This window comes from Streptomyces sp. NPDC056161, from assembly GCF_042268025.1.
In the GTDB taxonomy this organism is placed as follows: Bacteria; Actinomycetota; Actinomycetes; order Streptomycetales; family Streptomycetaceae; genus Streptomyces.
The window spans coordinates 70,010-87,023 of record NZ_JBHJUV010000035.1 but is presented as its reverse complement, the minus strand read 5'-3'; the positions used below and the strand labels follow the sequence as shown (position 1 = coordinate 87,023).

Genomic DNA, 17,014 nt, shown 5'->3' with positions numbered 1-17,014 from the left:
CCGGGGCATCCCAAAATAATTTTGCACGTACCCGTCAGTTGCCGCTGATGCGACCTGACGAGGGCGGGAGCGCTGATCTGCGGAGAAGCCGCACAGCTCCTACCAACCCGGTACGTAGTCCGACGTAGAACCCGGCACGCAGAACGTGTCCGCGCACCGGGACGGCTGTGGGTGGCCGCCGCGCAAGAGACGTTTCGGTCGCTCTCGCCGTGACGGCGCCGCTTCAGTATGCGCGCGCGACGATCGCGACGTCGTCCGGGGTGCCGTCTGCGTCCGGCACCGACCCGTCCGCCGCGACCAGGCACCGCACGGTCAGGGCGTGCTCGGCCAGCTCGGCCTCGCCCTCCTCACCGAGGTCGGCCCACGGGATGCGCGCCCAGCCGCCGGCGGTGGCGGCCTCGACGGCCTCCGCGACGGTGGCCACGTCGACCGTGCGGGACTCGCGGCGCTCCCGCGACTGCCCGAGCAGCAGCGCCTGGTCCGCTTCGAGGATCCCCGGGAGCAGGGCGGGCAGCGCGTCCAGGGCGACCGGTTCCTTGCCGCCGCGGATGCGGCGGGCCAGCGTCGCGGTACCGGCCTCCAGGTCGCGCGGGCCGACCTCGATGCGGACGGGCACGCCCTTCAGCTCCCAGTCGACGGCGCGGCGGCCGAACGGGGTGTCCGTGCGGTCGTCCACCCGTACCCGGATCCCCGCCGCGGTCAGCCGGTCGCCGATCTCGCGGACCTTGGCCAGGACCGCCTCGTCGTCCTTGACGGCGAGCACCACGGCCTGGATCTGCGCCAGCCGGGGCGGGACGCGCAGGCCGTCGTCGTCCCCGTGCATCATCACCAGGGCGCCGATCATGCGGGTGGTGGAGCCCCACGAGGTCTGCCAGACGTATTCCTGCCGACCGTCCTTCGACAGGTACTGGGTGTGGAAAGCCTTGGCGAAGTTCTGGCCGAGTTCATGGCTGGTGGCGAGCTGAAGGGCCTTCCCGTCGCCCATCATGCCCTCCAGGGTGAGGGTGTTGACGGCGCCGGCGAACCGCTCGCGGGCGGTCTTGCGGCCCGCGAGGACGTCCATGGCGAGGACGTTCTCCATGAAGTCGGCGTACACCTCGCGGTGGATGCGCGCGGCGTAGTCGCGGGCGTCCTCATAGGTGGCGTGCGCGGTGTGGCCCTCCTGCCACAGGAACTCCGTCGTGCGCAGGAACACGCGCGGGCGCAGCTCCCAACGCACCACGTTCGCCCACTGGTTGATCAGCAGCGGCAGGTCCCGGTAGCTCTGCACCCACTTGGCGAAGTAGTCGTTGACGATCGTCTCGGAGGTGGGCCGGACGACGACGGGTTCCTCCAGTTCCTTGCCGCCGGCGTGCGTGACGACGGCCAGCTCCGGCGCGAAACCCTCGACGTGCTCGGCCTCCCGGGTCAGGTACGACTGCGGGATGAACAGCGGGAAGTAGGCGTTGGCGGCGCCGGCCCCCTTGATCCGGGTGTCCATCTCGGCCTGCATCCGCTCCCACAGCCCGTACCCGTACGGTCGGATCACCATGGTGCCGCGCACCGGGCCGTTGTCGGCCAGCTCCGCCTTGTTGATCAGATCCTGGTACCAGCGGGGGAAGTCGACCGCCCGGGGGGTGAGAACGGGTGCCTTTGCCATGGCGCGATGGTACGGGTCCATGTTGCCGGGATGTGAATTCTCGCCACGGCCGCCGGGCAGCGGCGATCCGCGTTCCAGGACCCCTGGACGCCGTCGCGAGCCGGGAGTTACCTGGCATGGGTGGAGAGTGCGAGCGCACGGCACGGGGGCCACGCAACCGGTCGCAGCGGCGGCCTACGGCGGATTGGGGCGCTGATCCATGACACCTGCGCTCGTGCGGCAGCACCCGGCCCCCGCGGGCACCGCCCCCGGTGTGGACCGGCGGGCACGCGCGCGTGACTGGTCCGAGATCCAGGAACGGATGCTGGTCCCGCTCCACGAGTCCGTCTACGAACGGCTTGAAGTCGGCCCGGCCACCCGGCTGCTCGGCCTGCGCTGCGGTTCCGGACTCGCCCTGCTGACGGCGGCGGCCAGAGGGGCCGCGGTGACCGGCGTCGACCGCGGCCGGCCCGAACTGCTCGCCCTCGCACGGCAGCGCCTGCTGCCGGACGCGCGGGACGCACGCGCGCGTGCGCGCGCCCGGATCGTCGACGGCTCGCCCGGGGACGCGGCCGACGCGGAGACGCCCGCGTACACCCTGGTGACCGTCTTCGAACCGACCGGGGGCCGCGCGGACGGTCCGGCGGGGCTCGGCGGCCCGCTCGCCGCCGCGCTGCCGCTCGCCGTGCGCGGCGCGGCCGTGGTGCTGGCCGGCTGGGGTCCGCCGGAGCGCTGTGCCACCTCGGACGTGCTGCGGGTGGCCGCCGGGCCGGCCGGTCCGGCGCGCGGTGCGGGCCCGGCCGGCCGCGACGACCTGGAGGAGGTGGCCCGGCGGGCCGGGCTGCGGCCGGCCGGTTCCGGGCGGGTGGCCTGCCCGTTCGGGTACGCGGACGTCGACAGCGCGGTGCGCGGTCTGCTGTCGACGGGATGGTTCGACGCGGCGCTCACGGCCGCCGACCCGGCGCAGGTGGACAAGGAACTGCGGGAAGCGCTGCATCCCCACCGGCGGCAGGACGGGACGGTGTGGATGCCGAACGTGTTCCGCTATCTGATCGCCCGTGTTCCCTAGGCGGGCGTAGGCACGCACCACGCGCACCTGTCGGGGCAGATCCCCGCGCACCTCGGGGAAGATCCCGCGCCCGGCCCGGACGGGGCGGGTCGGCTCAGGGTTCGTCCTTCGTCAGGCGGGTGATGCCGGCGATCCGGTACGCATCCTTCTCCTCCAGGGTCTCCCGTTCCATCAGGGCCCTGGCCAGCGCGTCCAGTCGGCCGCGGTGCTCGCCGAGTTTGCGGCACGCCTCCTCGTAGCACTCGTCGACGATGCGGCGCATCTCGGCGTCGATCACGTCGAGGGTCTGCGGCGCGGCGGCCAGCCCGTACGCCTGCTGGCTGTCGTCGGGCAGCGCGGAGAGCCGGCCCACCTGCTCGCTCATCCCCCAGCGGGACACCATGCCGCGCGCGATGCGGGTGACCTGTTCCAGGTCGCTCTCCGAGCCCGTGGTGATGACGCCGTAGACGACCTGTTCGGCGGCCATCCCGCCGAGCGCGCCGATGATGCGCCCGCGCAGGTACTCCTCGGTGTACGCGTACCGGTCCGACTCGGGGGTCGAGAGGGTGACCCCGAGCGCCCTGCCGCGCGGCACGATGGTGATCTTGCGGACCGGGTCGGCGCCGGGCTGGAGCATGCCCAGCAGGGCGTGTCCGCTCTCGTGGTACGCGGTGCGGCGGCGCTCCTCCTCGGGCATCACCAGGGCGCGTTCGGCGCCCAGCTGGACCTTCTCCAGCGCCTCCGAGAAGTCGCTCCGCGTCACCTCCCGCTGTGCGCGCTTGACCGCGAGCAGGGCCGCCTCGTTGGCGAGGTTGGCCAGCTCGGCGCCGGTCATGCCCGGGGTGGTACGGGCCACCTGGGCGAGGTTCACGTCCGCGGCGAGCGGGATGCCGCGGGTGTGGATCCGCAGGATGGCCTCGCGTCCGCCGCGGTCGGGGGGCGAGACGTTGACGACCCGGTCGAAGCGGCCGGGGCGGGTGAGCGCCGGGTCCAGGACGTCCGCCCGGTTGGTGGCCGCGATGACGATGACGCCCTCGGAGCCGGAGAAGCCGTCCATCTCGGTGAGGATCTGGTTGAGGGTCTGCTCGCGCTCGTCGTGGCCGCCCATGCCGGAGCCGCCCGCGCGGGCCCGGCCGATGGTGTCGATCTCGTCGATGAAGATGATCGACGGGGCGACCTTGCGGGCCTCGGCGAACAGTTCGCGCACCCGGGACGCGCCGACGCCCACGATCATCTCGATGAACTCGGACGCGGAGGCCGAGAAGAAGGGCACGCCCGCCTCGCCCGCGACCGCGCGCGCGAGCAGCGTCTTGCCGGTGCCGGGCGGTCCCGAGAGCAGGACGGCGCGGGGCATCCTGGCGCCCATCCTGCGGTAGGCGTCCGGGTGCTTCAGGAAGTCGACGACGTCGTTCAGCTCGTCCTCGACCTCGTCGATGCCGGCGACGTCGGCGAAGGTGGTGCGCTGCTGTCCGGGCTGCAACTCGACCGGCCTGGGCGGTGGCTTGCGGCCGAACATGCCGCCCGCGCCGCCGAGTCCCGAGCTGAACCGCCGCGCGATGAAGATCCACACGGCGACCAGCAGCAGCATCGGCGCCAGCGAGATCAGCAGATTGGACAGGAAGCTCCGGTGCTGGACGACCGGTTCCGCCGTGACGGCGACGTTGTGCCTGATCAGGTCCGACCACAGCTGGTCGCCCGCGAAGGACGGGCGCTGGGTCTTGAACTTGGTGTACTTGCTGCCGCTCTCCGGGTCGGTCTGCTCCTTCTTGAGCTGGCCCTGGATCGCGTCGCCCTTGGCGTAGATCTTGGAGACGTTGCCGTCCGACACCTGCTTGCTGAACTCGGTGTAGGAGACCGTCGGCTCGTGGTCCTGGTCCTGGAGGGACAGCACGATGTTGGCGATCAGATAGACGACCAGCGCGGCCAGGGCCAGCCGCCACCAGCCGCCGCGCATCCGCCGCCTGCCGGACGGGGGCTTCTGCGGCTCCTCGGGAGCGCCCTCGGTGCGCCAGGGCTGGTCCGGGGAGTCACGCGGCGGCGCCGGGTTGGTCATATCGGGACGTTACGCCACGTATCGGAATGCGGCACCGCACGTCACGGGCGTACCCGTGGGGCCCGGCGGCACGGTCGGCGGGCGCGGTCGGCGCGCCCTCGGGAACGTCGGAGGGCGGCCCCTCGTGGAAGCGGGACGCCCTCAGGTCGTGGAAGGAAACGCCTCCGGATCGCGCGCGGCCGGGGACCGCGCGGGCTCGGCCGGGCTCAGCCCATGAACTTCTTGAACTCGTCCGGCAGCTCGAAGTCCTGCCCGCCCTGCTGCGGCAGGCCCAGTGCTCCCCCGCCCTGCGCGGCGGCCTCGCGCCGCTGGGCCTCCTCCAGCTCCTGCTGCTTGCGCTTCATCGGGTTGCCGGAGCGCTGCTTGCCCTTGGCCTTCTTCGGCTGCTTCCGCTGCCGGCCGGGACCGCCACCCATGCCCGGGATGCCCGGCATGCCGGGCATCCCGCCGCCCTGGGCCATCCTGGACATCATCTTGCGCGCCTCGAAGAACCGCTCGACGAGGTTCTTCACCGCGCTGACCTCGACACCCGAACCCCTGGCGATACGGGCGCGGCGCGAACCGTTGATGATCGTCGGGTCCTGGCGCTCGCCGGGGGTCATCGACTTGATGATCGCGGCGGTGCGGTCGACGTCGCGCTCGTCGAGGTTGTTGATCTGGTCCTTGATCTGGCCCATGCCGGGCAGCATGCCGAGCAGCTTCGAGATGCTGCCCATCTTCCTGACCTGCTCCATCTGGGACAGGAAGTCGTCGAGGGTGAAGTCCTGACCCTTCTTCGACGCCAGCTTGGAGGCCATCTTCTCGGCCTCTTCCTGGCTGAACGTCTTCTCCGCCTGCTCGATCAGGGTGAGCAGGTCGCCCATGTCGAGGATGCGGGAGGCCATCCGGTCCGGATGGAAGGCGTCGAAGTCGTCGAGCTTCTCGCCGTTCGACGCGAACATGATCGGCTTGCCGGTGATCTGGCGGATCGACAGGGCGGCGCCGCCGCGGGCGTCGCCGTCGAGCTTGGAGAGCACCACGCCGTCGAAGCCGACGCCGTCGCGGAACGCCTCCGCCGTGTTGACCGCGTCCTGACCGATCATCGCGTCGACGACGAACAGGATCTCGTCCGGGGAGACCGCGTCGCGGATGTCCGCGGCCTGCTGCATCATCTCCTGGTCGATGCCGAGGCGGCCGGCGGTGTCGACGACGACGATGTCGTGGACCTTGGACTTCGCGAAGTCGATGGAGTCCTCGGCGACCTTCACCGGGTCGCCGACGCCGTTGCCCGGCTCCGGTGCGAAGACCGCCACACCCGCGCGCTCGGCGACGACGCTCAACTGGTTGACGGCGTTCGGGCGCTGCAGGTCGGCGGCGACGAGCAGCGGGGAGTGGCCCTGCTCCTTGAGCCAGCGGCCGAGCTTGCCCGCGAGGGTGGTCTTACCCGCACCCTGGAGACCCGCCAGCATGATCACCGTGGGCGGCTGCTTGGCGAAGCGCAGACGCCTGGTCTCGCCGCCGAGGACGGTGACCAGTTCGTCGTTGACGATCTTCAGGACCTGCTGGGCCGGGTTCAGCGCCTTGGAGACCTCGGCGCCGAGGGCCCGCTCCTTGATGTTCTTGATGAACGTGCGGACCACAGGAAGGGCGACGTCCGCTTCGAGCAGCGCGATGCGGATCTCGCGCGCCGTGGCGTCGATGTCCGCTTCGCTCAGCCGGCCTTTTCCACGGAGGTTTTTGAAAGTGGCGCTGAGGCGGTCGGAGAGAGTATCGAACACGGCGGCGTCGGTCCTCGGAGTTGGGGGCAGTACAGAGCGTCTTCCAGGGTATCCGGCCCCGCAAGCAGATCGTCCCCGACCGCCGCGTTCAGCGGGGCGGGGCGGGACGCGCGCGGCGGGGCCATGACGCGTCCGTCCCGGCGCGGCCGGGCCGCCTGGTCCGCCCGGTCCGCCCCGCGTCGGCGGGGACCACGTCAGGTGCGCGTACGACACGCCCGCGGGGTCATGCCCGCAGCGTCTCCTCCAGCGCGCGGGCCGTCGCCGCCGCGTCACCGGCCGACAAGGGCGCTCCCGTCCCCGTCGTCACGTAGAAGGCGTCCACCGCGTTGGCACCCAGCGTGCTCACGTGCGCGCTCCGCACCCGGACGCCCGCGTCCTCCAGCGCCCGGCCGATCCGGAACAGCAGTCCCGGCGCGTCCTGGGCGCGGACCTCGATCACCGTGGCGTGCCGGGAGGCGGCCGGAGCGACCGTGACCCGCGGCGGCGGGGCCGGCCAGCCGCGGCGGCGCGGATAGGCCGCGTCGCGCTCGGCGAGCCGGCCCGCGATGTCCAGGCTGCCGTCCAGCGCCCGCACCAGGTCGGCGCGGAGCCGCGCGGCCTGCGGCAGCGAGCCGTACTCCGCCGCGACCCGCCAGTCCAACAGCAGCAGCGACCCGTCGTCGACGTCGTCCGGCAGCCGCAGGGTCCGCAGTTCCGCGGTGCGCACGGTGAGCCGGTGCACGGCGAGGACCCCGGCCACCGCGGGCAGCACCCCCGGCTGGTCGGGTACGGCGATGAGGAGTTCGACGCCCAGCGGCTCGGGATCGCCCGAGGGCTCCTCGTCCGCCGCCGGCTGCTGCTGCGGCTGTGCGCGCAGCGCCAGCACCGGTCCGCCGGTACGGAACGCCTCGATGGCCAGGCGCTCCTGCTCGGCGGTGGGGGTGGCGGGCTCGGGTTCGCCGGGCGTGTCCCCGGCGAGGACCGCCGCGACCCGCTTCACCAGGTCGGCGACCAGGGCGCCGCGCCAGGACGACCAGGCGGCCGGGCCGGTGGCCAGCGCGTCCGCCTCGGTCAGCGCGTGCAGCAGTTCCAGCGTGCCCGGGGTGCCGACGGCGTGGGCGACCGCGCGGACGGTGGCCGGATCCTCCAGGTCGCGCCGGGTGGCGGTCTCCACCAGCAGCAGATGATGGCGTACGAGGGTGGCGAGCACGCCCACGTCGGCGCGGTCGAAGCCGACGCGGACGGCCACGTCCTTGGCGATGATCTCGCCGGCCACGGAGTGGTCGCCCGGCCAGCCCTTGCCGATGTCGTGCAGCAGGGCGGCGACCAGCAGCAGGTCGGGCCGGCTGACCCGGCGGGTCAGTTCGGAGGCGCGGACCGCCGTCTCGATCAGATGCCGGTCGACGGTCCACACGTGGACGGCGTTGCGCTGCGGGCGGCAGCGCACCCGCTCCCAGTCCGGCAGCAGCCGGGTGACGAGACCTTCCGCCTCCAGCGCCTCCCAGACGTCGACCGTCGGCCGGCCGGAGCCGAGCAGTGTGACCAGTTGCTCGCGGGCCTCCGCGGGCCAGGGCGTGGGCAGCGGGCCGGCGGTGGCCGCCAGGCGCCGTACGGCGTGCAGGGAGAGCGGGAGAGCGGCCTGGGCCGCGGCGGCCGCGGCGCGCAGCGGAAGGACCGGGTCGCGTTCGGGGCGCGCGGTGCGGGCGAGCACCACCTCGCCGTCCTGTTCCACGACCCCCTCGGCCAGCGGCGAGCGCTCGGCGACCGGTTTGCCGCCCAGTGCCCTCCCGTCGCCCGCCACCGCCCTTCTGAGGAAGTCGCTTCGCTCCCTCGCCAGTCTGCGCAGTGTGGGGCGTACGGCGCGCGACCGCAGAACGCGCCCCACCTCGCGCCAGGTGACGTCGCTGGCGTACGAGATGACGCGGGCCGCCTCGTAGACCTGCCGCAGCAGGGTGTCGGCGTCGAGCAGGCCCAGCTCGGCGGCCACCTGGTCCTGCTCCTGGAGGGCGAGGCGGTCGGTGGCGCGGCCGGTGGTCAGGTGCAGGGCGTCCCGGACGTCGAGCAGCCGCCGACGGGCGTCCGCGAGGCCCTCCCGGGGGGCGTCGGCCAGCCAGGACGCGGCGACCGCGCGCAGGGCGGTGGCGTCCCGCAGGCCGCCGCGGGCCTCCTTGAGGTCCGGTTCCAGGAGGTACTGAAGCTCGCCCTGGCGGGCCGCGCGTTCGGCGCACAGCTCCTGGAGTTCGGGGAGGCGTGCGGGCGCCTGGTTGCGCCAGTCGGCGAGCACGGTCGTCCGCAGTGCGGTGGTGAGGCCGCGGTCGCCCGCGAGATGGCGGGCGTCGAGCAGTCCGAGCTGGGCCTTGAGGTCGCCGCCCGCCGTCTTGCGGGCCTGAGCGGGCGTGCGCACGGAGTGGTCGAGGGCGAGGCCGAGGTCCCAGACCGGGTACCAGATGCGGTCGGCCAGGGCGGCGATCGCCTCGGTGTCGGGGCCGTCGTGCAGCAGCAGGAGGTCGAGGTCGCTGCGCGGGGACAGCTCGCCGCGGCCGTATCCGCCGACGGCGACCAGCGAGACGCCCGGGAGTCCCTCGGCCGCCGCGCCGAACAGCCCGGCCAGCCAGTCGTCGGTCAGCTCGGCGAGGGCCGCTCGGCGCGGCGGCCCGGACTGCTCCCCCTCGGTGAGGAGGCGCAGCCGGGCCGCCGCGTAGCCACTGGGTCCCGAGTCCTTCGCGTCGTCGTGCTCTTTCGTACCCGTCACCCAGCGGCTCCTGTCGTTCTGCTGTTCGCCTGCGCGTCCGGTCAGAGGGCGTCCGGACCGCGCTCGCCGGTGCGCACCCGTACGGCCGTCTCGACCGGCAGGGACCAGACCTTGCCGTCACCGATCTTGCCGGTGCGGGCGGCCTTGACGATGACGTCGATCAGCTGCTCGGCGTCGTCGTCCTCGGCCAGCACCTCGATACGGATCTTGGGTACCAGGTCGACGGTGTACTCGGCGCCGCGGTAGACCTCGGTGTGTCCCCTCTGACGACCGTAACCGCTCGCCTCGGTGACCGTCAGGCCGTGCACCCCGAAGGCTTGCAGGGCCTCCTTGATCTCGTCGAGCCGGTGCGGCTTGACGACCGCGGTGATGAGCTTCATGCGTCCACCTTCTTGCTCTGCAGGGCGGCCAGGGCGGGCGCGATGCTACCGATGACCCCGCCACCGGCGCCGCTGAAGTCGTATGCGGTCTCGGCGTGCTCGGCCTGGTCGATGCCGGAGACCTCCTCGTCCTCGGTGACCCGCATGCCCATGGTCTTGTCGAGGAGGAAGGCGAGGACGGCGGAGACGATCAGGGAGTAGGCGAGGACCGCGAAGACACCGGCGCACTGCTTCCAGAGCTGGTCGAGTCCGCCGCCGTAGAACAGGCCCTTGACGTCGGACTGGCCCTTGCCGCTGGCGAAGAAGCCGATGAGCAGGGAGCCGAGGACGCCGCCGACCATGTGGACGCCGACCACGTCGAGGGAGTCGTCGTAGCCGAACTTGTACTTCAGGCCCACCGCCATGGCGCACAGCACACCGGCGATGGCGCCGACGGCGATCGCGCCGAGCGGGGAGACCGCGCCGCCGGACGGGGTGATCGCGACCAGTCCCGCGACCGCGCCGGAGGCGGCGCCCAGCGTGGTGAACGCGCCGTGCCGGATCTTCTCGTAGACGAGCCAGGCCAGCATGGCGGCCGCGGTGGCGATCTGCGTGTTGACGAACATCAGCGCGCCGACGCCGTCGTTGTTGCCGAGCCAGGAGCCGGCGTTGAAGCCGAACCAGCCGAACCACAGCAGACCGGCGCCGAGCATGACCAGCGGCAGGCTGTGGGGGCGCATCGGGTCCCTCTTGAAGCCGACCCGCTTGCCGATGACGAGGATCACGCCGAGGGCCGCGGCACCCGCGTTGATGTGGACCGCGGTACCACCGGCGAAGTCGATCACGCCGAGTTCGTAGGCCCACCCGCCGGAGCCCCAGACCCAGTGCGCCACCGGGAAGTACACGATCGTGACCCACAGCACGAGGAAGACGGCCCACGCCGAGAACTTCACCCGGTCCGCGAGGGCACCGCTTATCAGGGCGGGCGTGATGATCGCGAACATCAGCTGGAAGACGGCGAAGACGAAGACCGGGATGGTGTAGCCGGGCCAGAGGTCCATCTTGCCGATGCCACTGAATCCGACGAAGTCGGAGGTCCAGCCGACGAGGGAGCCCTTGTCGGTGCCGAAGGCCACGGAGAAGCCGTAGAGCACCCACAGGATGGTGACGATGCCCAGGCTGATGAAACTCATCATCAGCATGTTCAGGGTGCTCTTGACGCGGACCATTCCTCCGTAGAAGAAGGCCAGGCCGGGGGTCATGAGCATCACCAGGGCGGAACAGATGAGCATGAAGCCTGTGTCCGCGGCGGACAGCTTGGGTGCCTCCGCGGCAAGCGTGATGGCTGGTGCCATCGGCGTCTCCTCGTCGATTGGTACGGCCCGTGCGGGCAGGGCCTGAAGAGTGGTCCGGTCGGTGAGGGGCGGGCCGGTTATGCGCCACGAGACTGGCGCAGCGCGGTTTCGGTCGAAGCCCCTCGTTGTTTCACCGGAGTGACGAAGGCGCCGTGTGTGTTACGCGTGGATGAACTGCCGGATTCGCCGCACGGCGCTCGTTATCGTGACGCAACCACCTCCCGCGGAACGAAACCGGCCGCGGCCGGCCTTCCGACGACCTGGCGCGGGGGAGCCGAGTCGGGCTGTTCGGGAGGGCCGGCCGCGGCCGGGGTCCAGCGGGGTCAGACCGCCTCAGCGGTCTCCGGGAGGGCGGTCGCGAGCTGGTCGGTGAGGTCGATGACCTCGGCGAGGCCGCCGAAGTCGCGTACGGCCGTGTCGACGGTCTTGCGGATGCGCGTGTTCACCCGTTCGGACCGCACCTTCCCGGCGACGGTCAGCGCCTTGGTGACGTAGGCGGTGCTCCGCTCGGGCTCACGGCGCAGCAGGTGCACGGTGGCCATGCCGATCAGGTTCAGCGCGTACGACCGCTGGTGCTCGTGGTCCGCGGCGAACAGCTCGACGGACCGCTGCATCAGCGGTTCGGCCAGGGAGGCGTAGGCGGGGCTGCGGCCGGCCACGTAGGCGAGGTCGCGGTAGGAGTGGGAGTTCTCGCCGTACAGCTCGGCCTCGGAGAAGAAGCGGATCCAGTCGGGGTCCGGCTCGTCCCACTCGTCGCCCTCGGCGAAGGCGTCCTCGGCCATCCGCACCGCGCGCTTGCACTTGCCGGGCTGGCCCATGTTGGCGTAGGCGCGGGCCTCCATCGCATACAGCATGGACTGGGTGCGCGGGCTCGCGCAGTCGCGGCTGCCGTACTGGGCGAGGTGGATCAGTTCCAGGGCGTCGTCGGGCCGGCCGAGGTGGATCATCTGGCGGCTCATGCTGGAGAGGATGTAGGAGCCCAGGGGCTTGTCGCCCGCCTCCTTGGCGGCGTGCAGGGCGAGGACGAAGTATTTCTGCGCGGTGGGCTGGAGCCCCACGTCGTAGCTCATCCAGCCGGCCAGCTCGGCCAGCTCGGCGGCGACCTTGAAAAGCCGCCTGGCGGTGGCCTCCGGCTGGGGTTCCTGAAGCAGGTCGGTGACCTCGTGGAGCTGGCCGACGACCGCCTTGCGGCGCAGGCCGCCGCCGCACTGGGCGTCCCACTGGCGGAACATCACCGCGGTGGTCTCCAGCAGGTCCAGCTCGGGCTTGGACAGGCGGCCGGGGCGGCGGGGCTCGACCGGCTCGGGCTCCGGCAGCGGGGACGGCGGCGAGGGGACCAGCCAGCGCTGCATCGGCTCGATGAGGGACGGGCCCGCGGACAGGACGAGCGATGTGCCGAGGAAGCCGCGGCGCGCCAGCATGAGGTCGCTGCGCGAGTACTCGCTCAGCAGGGCCACCGTCTGCGGGCCCGTCCAGGGCAGGTCGACGCCGGTCGCGGAGGGTGAGGGGCGGGTGGCGCGCAGGCCCAGGTCCTCGACCGAGACGGCGCAGCCGAACCGCTCGGAGAACAGCTCGGAGAGGATCCTCGGGATCGGCTCGCGGGGGTTCTCGCCGTCCAGCCAGCGGCGCACCCGGGAGGTGTCCGTGGAGATGTGGTTGGCGCCCAACTGACGGGCGCGGCGGTTGACTTGGCGGGCCAGTTCGCCCTTGGACCAGCCGCTGCGCACGAACCACGAGCCCAGCAGCTCGTTCGGGCGTTTGTCAGTGTTCGTCCCGCCACCGCCGTTGCCGCCCACTGGAGCGCCCCCAATTCCTGAGACTACTTGTCACCGAGTGCGCCAAGCCTTATCAGGATGCCGCTACCCACCGTGGTCCGTCCGGCGGTTCTCACCCTTAGAACGGAGAGCCGACTTGCCTCCGGCATACCCGTACGCGCATGTGCCCCGGGACTCGTGCTACTCAACGTAATCCTACGTTCACGGACCCACCATGGCGATCCTGGAAACGCCACCATTCGCCACCCCTTCGAATGAACTCACGACTACCCAGGCGCGATTCACTTGACATAGGACGGCCACAAGTGGGTGCAACGGTGCAACTCGGGGGCGCGCACCCCCCGACGCACCACCGAAGACGCTTCAAAGCGCCGCTCGGCCCCCGCAGGAGTGGGGTAGACGGAGCCGTATACGGTCACGTTCCGCTTCCGTCTCGCTCCGCGTCGTAACCACGGCGCGCTGGACCCGTTGGAGGGGGCATGGACTTCACGATCGGCGGCATGCGCGAGATCCGCTCCGGCACTCGCCGGCGCGGCCGCTCCTCGGAGTGCACCGCGGTCGCCGAGTTCACCGGCCTGTGGGGCTGGGACGTGGTGCCGGGCGCGCGGACCGCGGGGGGCGCCTGTTCCTGCGGCCGGGCGGACTGCTGTGCGCCGGGCGCTCATCCGCTGGAGTTCGCGCCCCACATCACCGCCGGGGCCACCCTCGACGAGGTCACCAAGACCTGGGGGGAGTTCCCCGGCGCCGCGGTGATGCTGCCGGCCGGGCGCACGTTCGACGCGCTGGAGGTGGCCGAGCCCGCCGGGCGCCGGGCCCTGGTCCGCCTGGAGCGCATGGGCCTGCCCCTGGGACCGGTCCTCGCGACCCCCGACGGCCGCGCCCAGTTCCTGGTCGCCCCCGGCGCCGCCGCCGAACTCCCCGCGCTGCTCTACCGCCTCGGCTGGGACGACCCGGCCGCCCTCGACCTGCGCGGCCTCGGCCCCGGCGGCTACCTCACGGCACCGCCCTCGGACCGCGGCGGGCTGGGCCCCACCCGCTGGCTGCGCCCGCCCGCCCTCGACTCCGCGACCAAACCCCCGGCCGCCCGTCTGCTCCTGGGCACCCTGGCCTACGTGGCACACCGGTCGCGCGCATAGCGCGGGTCCCGAAAGCGGCGCCGCCCGCGCGGAGGGCGGTCCGGTGGTGTCCGGTATGTGTGGCCGCGAGGCGTACCGGGCGCGCGGGCAGTCCCGACAACCGCGGCGAGCGCGCGTTCCTCCACCTCCCGACCCACGGCCGGGGGGGCGCGTGGGGCGGGCGGGGACTTTCGAGACACGCCCCGGCGCACTGGGAGCGCCACCGGACTCCGGGCGCCCGAGCACGCCCCGGCTGTACCGGCGCGTACGGCGAAGCGCCCGTCCCCAGCCACATGCCGGTGGGGACGGGCGCTTCCTGGGCACATTCGGGTTTTCGCAGGTGGTGCCGTGGATCATGTGCTTCCGTGGGTCGCCCTCAGTCACCGATGAGCGCATCCACGAACGCGTCCGGTTCGAACGGCGCCAGGTCGTCGGCGCCCTCGCCGAGGCCGACGAGCTTGACCGGCACGCCCAGCTCGCGCTGGACGGCGACCACGATGCCGCCCTTCGCCGTGCCGTCGAGCTTGGTCAGCACGATGCCGGTGATGTCGACGACCTCGGCGAAGACCCGGGCCTGGACCAGGCCGTTCTGCCCGGTGGTGGCGTCGAGGACGAGCAGCACCTCGTCGAGCGGGGCGTGCTTCTCGACGACCCGCTTGACCTTCCCCAGCTCGTCCATGAGCCCGGTCTTGGTGTGCAGCCGCCCGGCGGTGTCGATGAGCACCACGTCGACGCCCATCTCCTTGCCCTCCTTCACCGCGTCGAACGCGACGGAGGCGGGATCGCCGCCCTCCGGGCCGCGCACGGTGTAGGCGCCGACCCGCTCGCCCCAGGTCTGCAACTGGTCGGCGGCGGCGGCCCGGAAGGTGTCGGCGGCGCCGAGGACGACGGTGCGCCCGTCGGCGACCAGGACCCGGGCGAGCTTGCCGGTGGTGGTGGTCTTGCCGGTGCCGTTGACGCCGACGACCATCACGATGCCCGGTCTGCGGTCCTCCGGCTCGGTCCGGACGGTGCGGTCCACCTCGGTGCCGACCAGCTTGAGCAGCTCCTCGCGCAGCAGCCCGCGCAGTTCGTCGGGGGTGCGGGTGCCGAGCACCTTCACCCGCTCGCGCAGCCCCTCGACCAGTTCCTGGGTGGGTTGCACACCGACGTCGGCGGTCAGCAGCGTGTCCTCGATCTCCTCCCAGGTCTCCTCGTCGAGGTGCTCGCGCGACAGCAGCGTGAGCAGCCCCTTGCCGAGGGCGTTCTGCGAGCGGGAGAGGCGGGCGCGCAGCCGCACCAGGCGGCCTGCCGTGGGCTCCGGGACCTCGATCTCGGGGGCCGGCAGCTCCTCGACGGCGGGTGGCTCCGCGACGGCGGCCGGGGCGGAGCCGCCGGGGAGGTCCACCTCCTCGATCGTCCGGCGCGGTTCGTCGTGCGGCGTCTCGGCCTCGTCGCCGACGTGCGGCTCGGCCGGGGGGGCGGTGATGTCGGGGGTGGCCGGCGGTGGCGGGGGCAGCGGCCTGCGGCGCCGACTGCCGATGACGAGCCCGCCGACCGCGGCGATCACGACCACGGCGATGACTACAGCAAGGATGACGGTTTCCATAACCCGTCCAGTATCGGCCATGGGTCCCGGCCGGACCCAGCTTCCGGATCCGCCAGGCGGCTCGGATCACTTCAGTAATTTTGTCAGGTTACGTACCATGTCGTCCCATGGGTACCGCCGCTCCCCACGATGGCGCGCCCCGCCCGGAACCCGCGCGGGGCCACGGTCTGGAGACCCGGGGCATCGAACCGGTCCCCAGGAGTGAACGCACCGCGCGGACCCGCGGACTCGTTCCCACCTGGATCGCCGCCAACATCACCGTCCTGCTGCTGACCCTGGGCGCGGGTCTGTCCGTGACCTACGGGCTGAACTTCTGGCAGGTCCTGGTCGTCGGCTGCGCGGCGCCGCTCGTCTCGTACGGCCTCGTCGGGGTGCTCGGCATCGCCGGCAAGCGCGGCGGCGCACCCGGCATGGCACTGTCCCGCGCGGTCTTCGGGCAGCGCGGCAACCTGCTCCCCGGCGCGCTGATCTGGGTCGCCCGCTGGGGCTGGGAGACGGTCAACGCGGTGACCGGGGCCTACGCGCTGCTCGCCGTTGTGCACCTCACCCTGGGCGTCAGACGCACCGGTCCCCTGACCCTGGCCACCCTGCTGGCCTTCGTGCTCGCCACCTTCGTGATCTCGGGCCTGGGCATCCACGCGCTACGGCACTGCGCCAGATGGGCGTCCTGGCTGTTCGGCACCTTCTCCCTGCTGGTCCTGGCCCGGCTGGTCGTGACGACGGACTGGAGCGGCGTCCTCGCGCGTGCGCCGGCGCCGGCCTCCGCGGTGATCGCGGGCATCGGGCTGATCGCCGCGGGCGGCATCAGCTGGGCGCCGACGGCGGCGGACTTCACCCGCTATCTGCCGCGTACGGCGTCGTCGCGGGCGATCGTGCTGGGCACCGTCGGCGGATCCACCGTCGTCATGCTGCCGATGGTCCTGATGGGCTCCGTGCTGGCCGCCTCCGACCCGCGGTTCGCCACGGCGGCCGACCCCGTCTCCTTCCTGGGCCGGGCCCTGCCGCTGTGGCTCGCGGTCCCCTACCTGCTCATCGCGCTGGTCGGCATGCTGCTGATCAACGCGATGTCGATGTACTCGGCGGGCTTCACCGCGCAGACGCTGGGCCTGCGGGTCCCGCGCCCCTGGGCGGTCTCGGTCAACGCGGTGATCTCCCTGGCCATCGGCGGCGTCCTGATGCTGGCGGCGGCGTCCTTCCTGAGTTCCTTCATCGCCTTCCTGTCGCTGCTCGCGGTGGCCTTCTCGGCCTGGGCGGGGGTGTTCGGCACGGACATGCTGCGCCGCCGGGAGTACGACCCGCGGGCCCTGCTCGACACCGCGCGCACCAGCGCGTACTGGTACCGGGGCGGTTTCTGTCCGGCGGCCGTCACCGCCTGGGCGCTGGGGCTCGCCACGGGTCTGCTGTTCACCGGGTCGGACTGGTTCACCGGCCCGCTGGCCAGGAACAATCCGGTCGGCGGGTACGGACTCGGCTGGGTGGTGACGATCGTCGTCTCGGGCGCGGTGTACGCGATCCTGCCGAAGCCGGCGGTGGTGGCGGCGTCCCCGGACCCCGCGGCGGCCACCGAGGGGTCCACCGCTCTGGTCGTCTGATCGATCGTCAGCTAATGTCCCCC

The 17,014-nt window shown here is 72.4% G+C and carries 11 protein-coding genes; 3 read left to right on the top strand and 8 right to left on the bottom strand.

What is annotated here, in order from left to right; genetic code table 11:
* Positions 1 to 223 precede the first annotated feature (223 nt).
* On the bottom strand, positions 224 to 1,639 hold the full coding sequence (gene proS, locus ACFC09_RS28955; protein ID WP_376533271.1) for a proline--tRNA ligase: 1,416 nt from the start codon (positions 1,637 to 1,639) through the stop codon (positions 224 to 226).
* A gap of 199 nt (positions 1,640 to 1,838) precedes the next feature.
* Between proS and ACFC09_RS28950 the strand changes: the two genes are divergently transcribed.
* The gene (locus ACFC09_RS28950) at positions 1,839 to 2,687 is read left to right on the top strand and encodes an SAM-dependent methyltransferase (RefSeq protein ID WP_376533270.1); all 849 of its coding nucleotides are present in this window, start codon (positions 1,839 to 1,841) and stop codon (positions 2,685 to 2,687) included.
* Between the two features lie 94 nt (positions 2,688 to 2,781).
* Here the strand turns inward: ACFC09_RS28950 and ftsH are convergent, their stop codons facing one another.
* From ftsH to ACFC09_RS28920, 6 genes are all read right to left on the bottom strand, one after another.
* Positions 2,782 to 4,719, bottom strand: a complete 1,938-nt coding sequence (gene ftsH / locus ACFC09_RS28945) for an ATP-dependent zinc metalloprotease FtsH (protein ID WP_376533269.1) — start codon at positions 4,717 to 4,719, stop codon at positions 2,782 to 2,784.
* A gap of 206 nt (positions 4,720 to 4,925) precedes the next feature.
* Entirely contained in the window at positions 4,926 to 6,476 is a 1,551-nt protein-coding gene (gene ffh / locus ACFC09_RS28940; protein ID WP_376533268.1) for a signal recognition particle protein, read from the bottom strand.
* A 223-nt stretch (positions 6,477 to 6,699) separates the two neighbouring features.
* Positions 6,700 to 9,207, bottom strand: a complete 2,508-nt coding sequence (locus ACFC09_RS28935) for a [protein-PII] uridylyltransferase (protein ID WP_376533267.1) — start codon at positions 9,205 to 9,207, stop codon at positions 6,700 to 6,702.
* Positions 9,208 to 9,248: 41 nt separating this feature from the next.
* Entirely contained in the window at positions 9,249 to 9,587 is a 339-nt protein-coding gene (locus ACFC09_RS28930) for a P-II family nitrogen regulator (RefSeq protein ID WP_003997576.1), read from the bottom strand.
* The gene (locus ACFC09_RS28925; RefSeq protein ID WP_376533266.1) at positions 9,584 to 10,921 is read right to left on the bottom strand and encodes an ammonium transporter; all 1,338 of its coding nucleotides are present in this window, start codon (positions 10,919 to 10,921) and stop codon (positions 9,584 to 9,586) included. The genes ACFC09_RS28930 and ACFC09_RS28925 overlap by 4 nt, the downstream gene beginning before the upstream one ends.
* 323 nt (positions 10,922 to 11,244) lie before the next feature.
* Complete coding sequence (locus ACFC09_RS28920) at positions 11,245 to 12,717, bottom strand: hypothetical protein (RefSeq protein ID WP_376533265.1); 1,473 nt, start codon at positions 12,715 to 12,717, stop codon at positions 11,245 to 11,247.
* A 458-nt stretch (positions 12,718 to 13,175) separates the two neighbouring features.
* Between ACFC09_RS28920 and ACFC09_RS28915 the strand changes: the two genes are divergently transcribed.
* The gene (locus ACFC09_RS28915) at positions 13,176 to 13,832 is read left to right on the top strand and encodes a bifunctional DNA primase/polymerase (protein ID WP_376533264.1); all 657 of its coding nucleotides are present in this window, start codon (positions 13,176 to 13,178) and stop codon (positions 13,830 to 13,832) included.
* A gap of 355 nt (positions 13,833 to 14,187) precedes the next feature.
* Here ACFC09_RS28915 and ftsY read toward each other — a convergent pair whose 3' ends face one another.
* Positions 14,188 to 15,399 (bottom strand): signal recognition particle-docking protein FtsY, encoded by a 1,212-nt coding sequence (gene ftsY / locus ACFC09_RS28910; RefSeq protein ID WP_376533263.1) that lies wholly within the window; start codon positions 15,397 to 15,399, stop codon positions 14,188 to 14,190.
* Positions 15,400 to 15,506: 107 nt separating this feature from the next.
* Here ftsY and ACFC09_RS28905 point away from each other — a divergent pair, with 107 nt between their 5' ends.
* The gene (locus ACFC09_RS28905; RefSeq protein ID WP_376533262.1) at positions 15,507 to 16,991 is read left to right on the top strand and encodes a purine-cytosine permease family protein; all 1,485 of its coding nucleotides are present in this window, start codon (positions 15,507 to 15,509) and stop codon (positions 16,989 to 16,991) included.
* Positions 16,992 to 17,014: the final 23 nt, after the last annotated feature.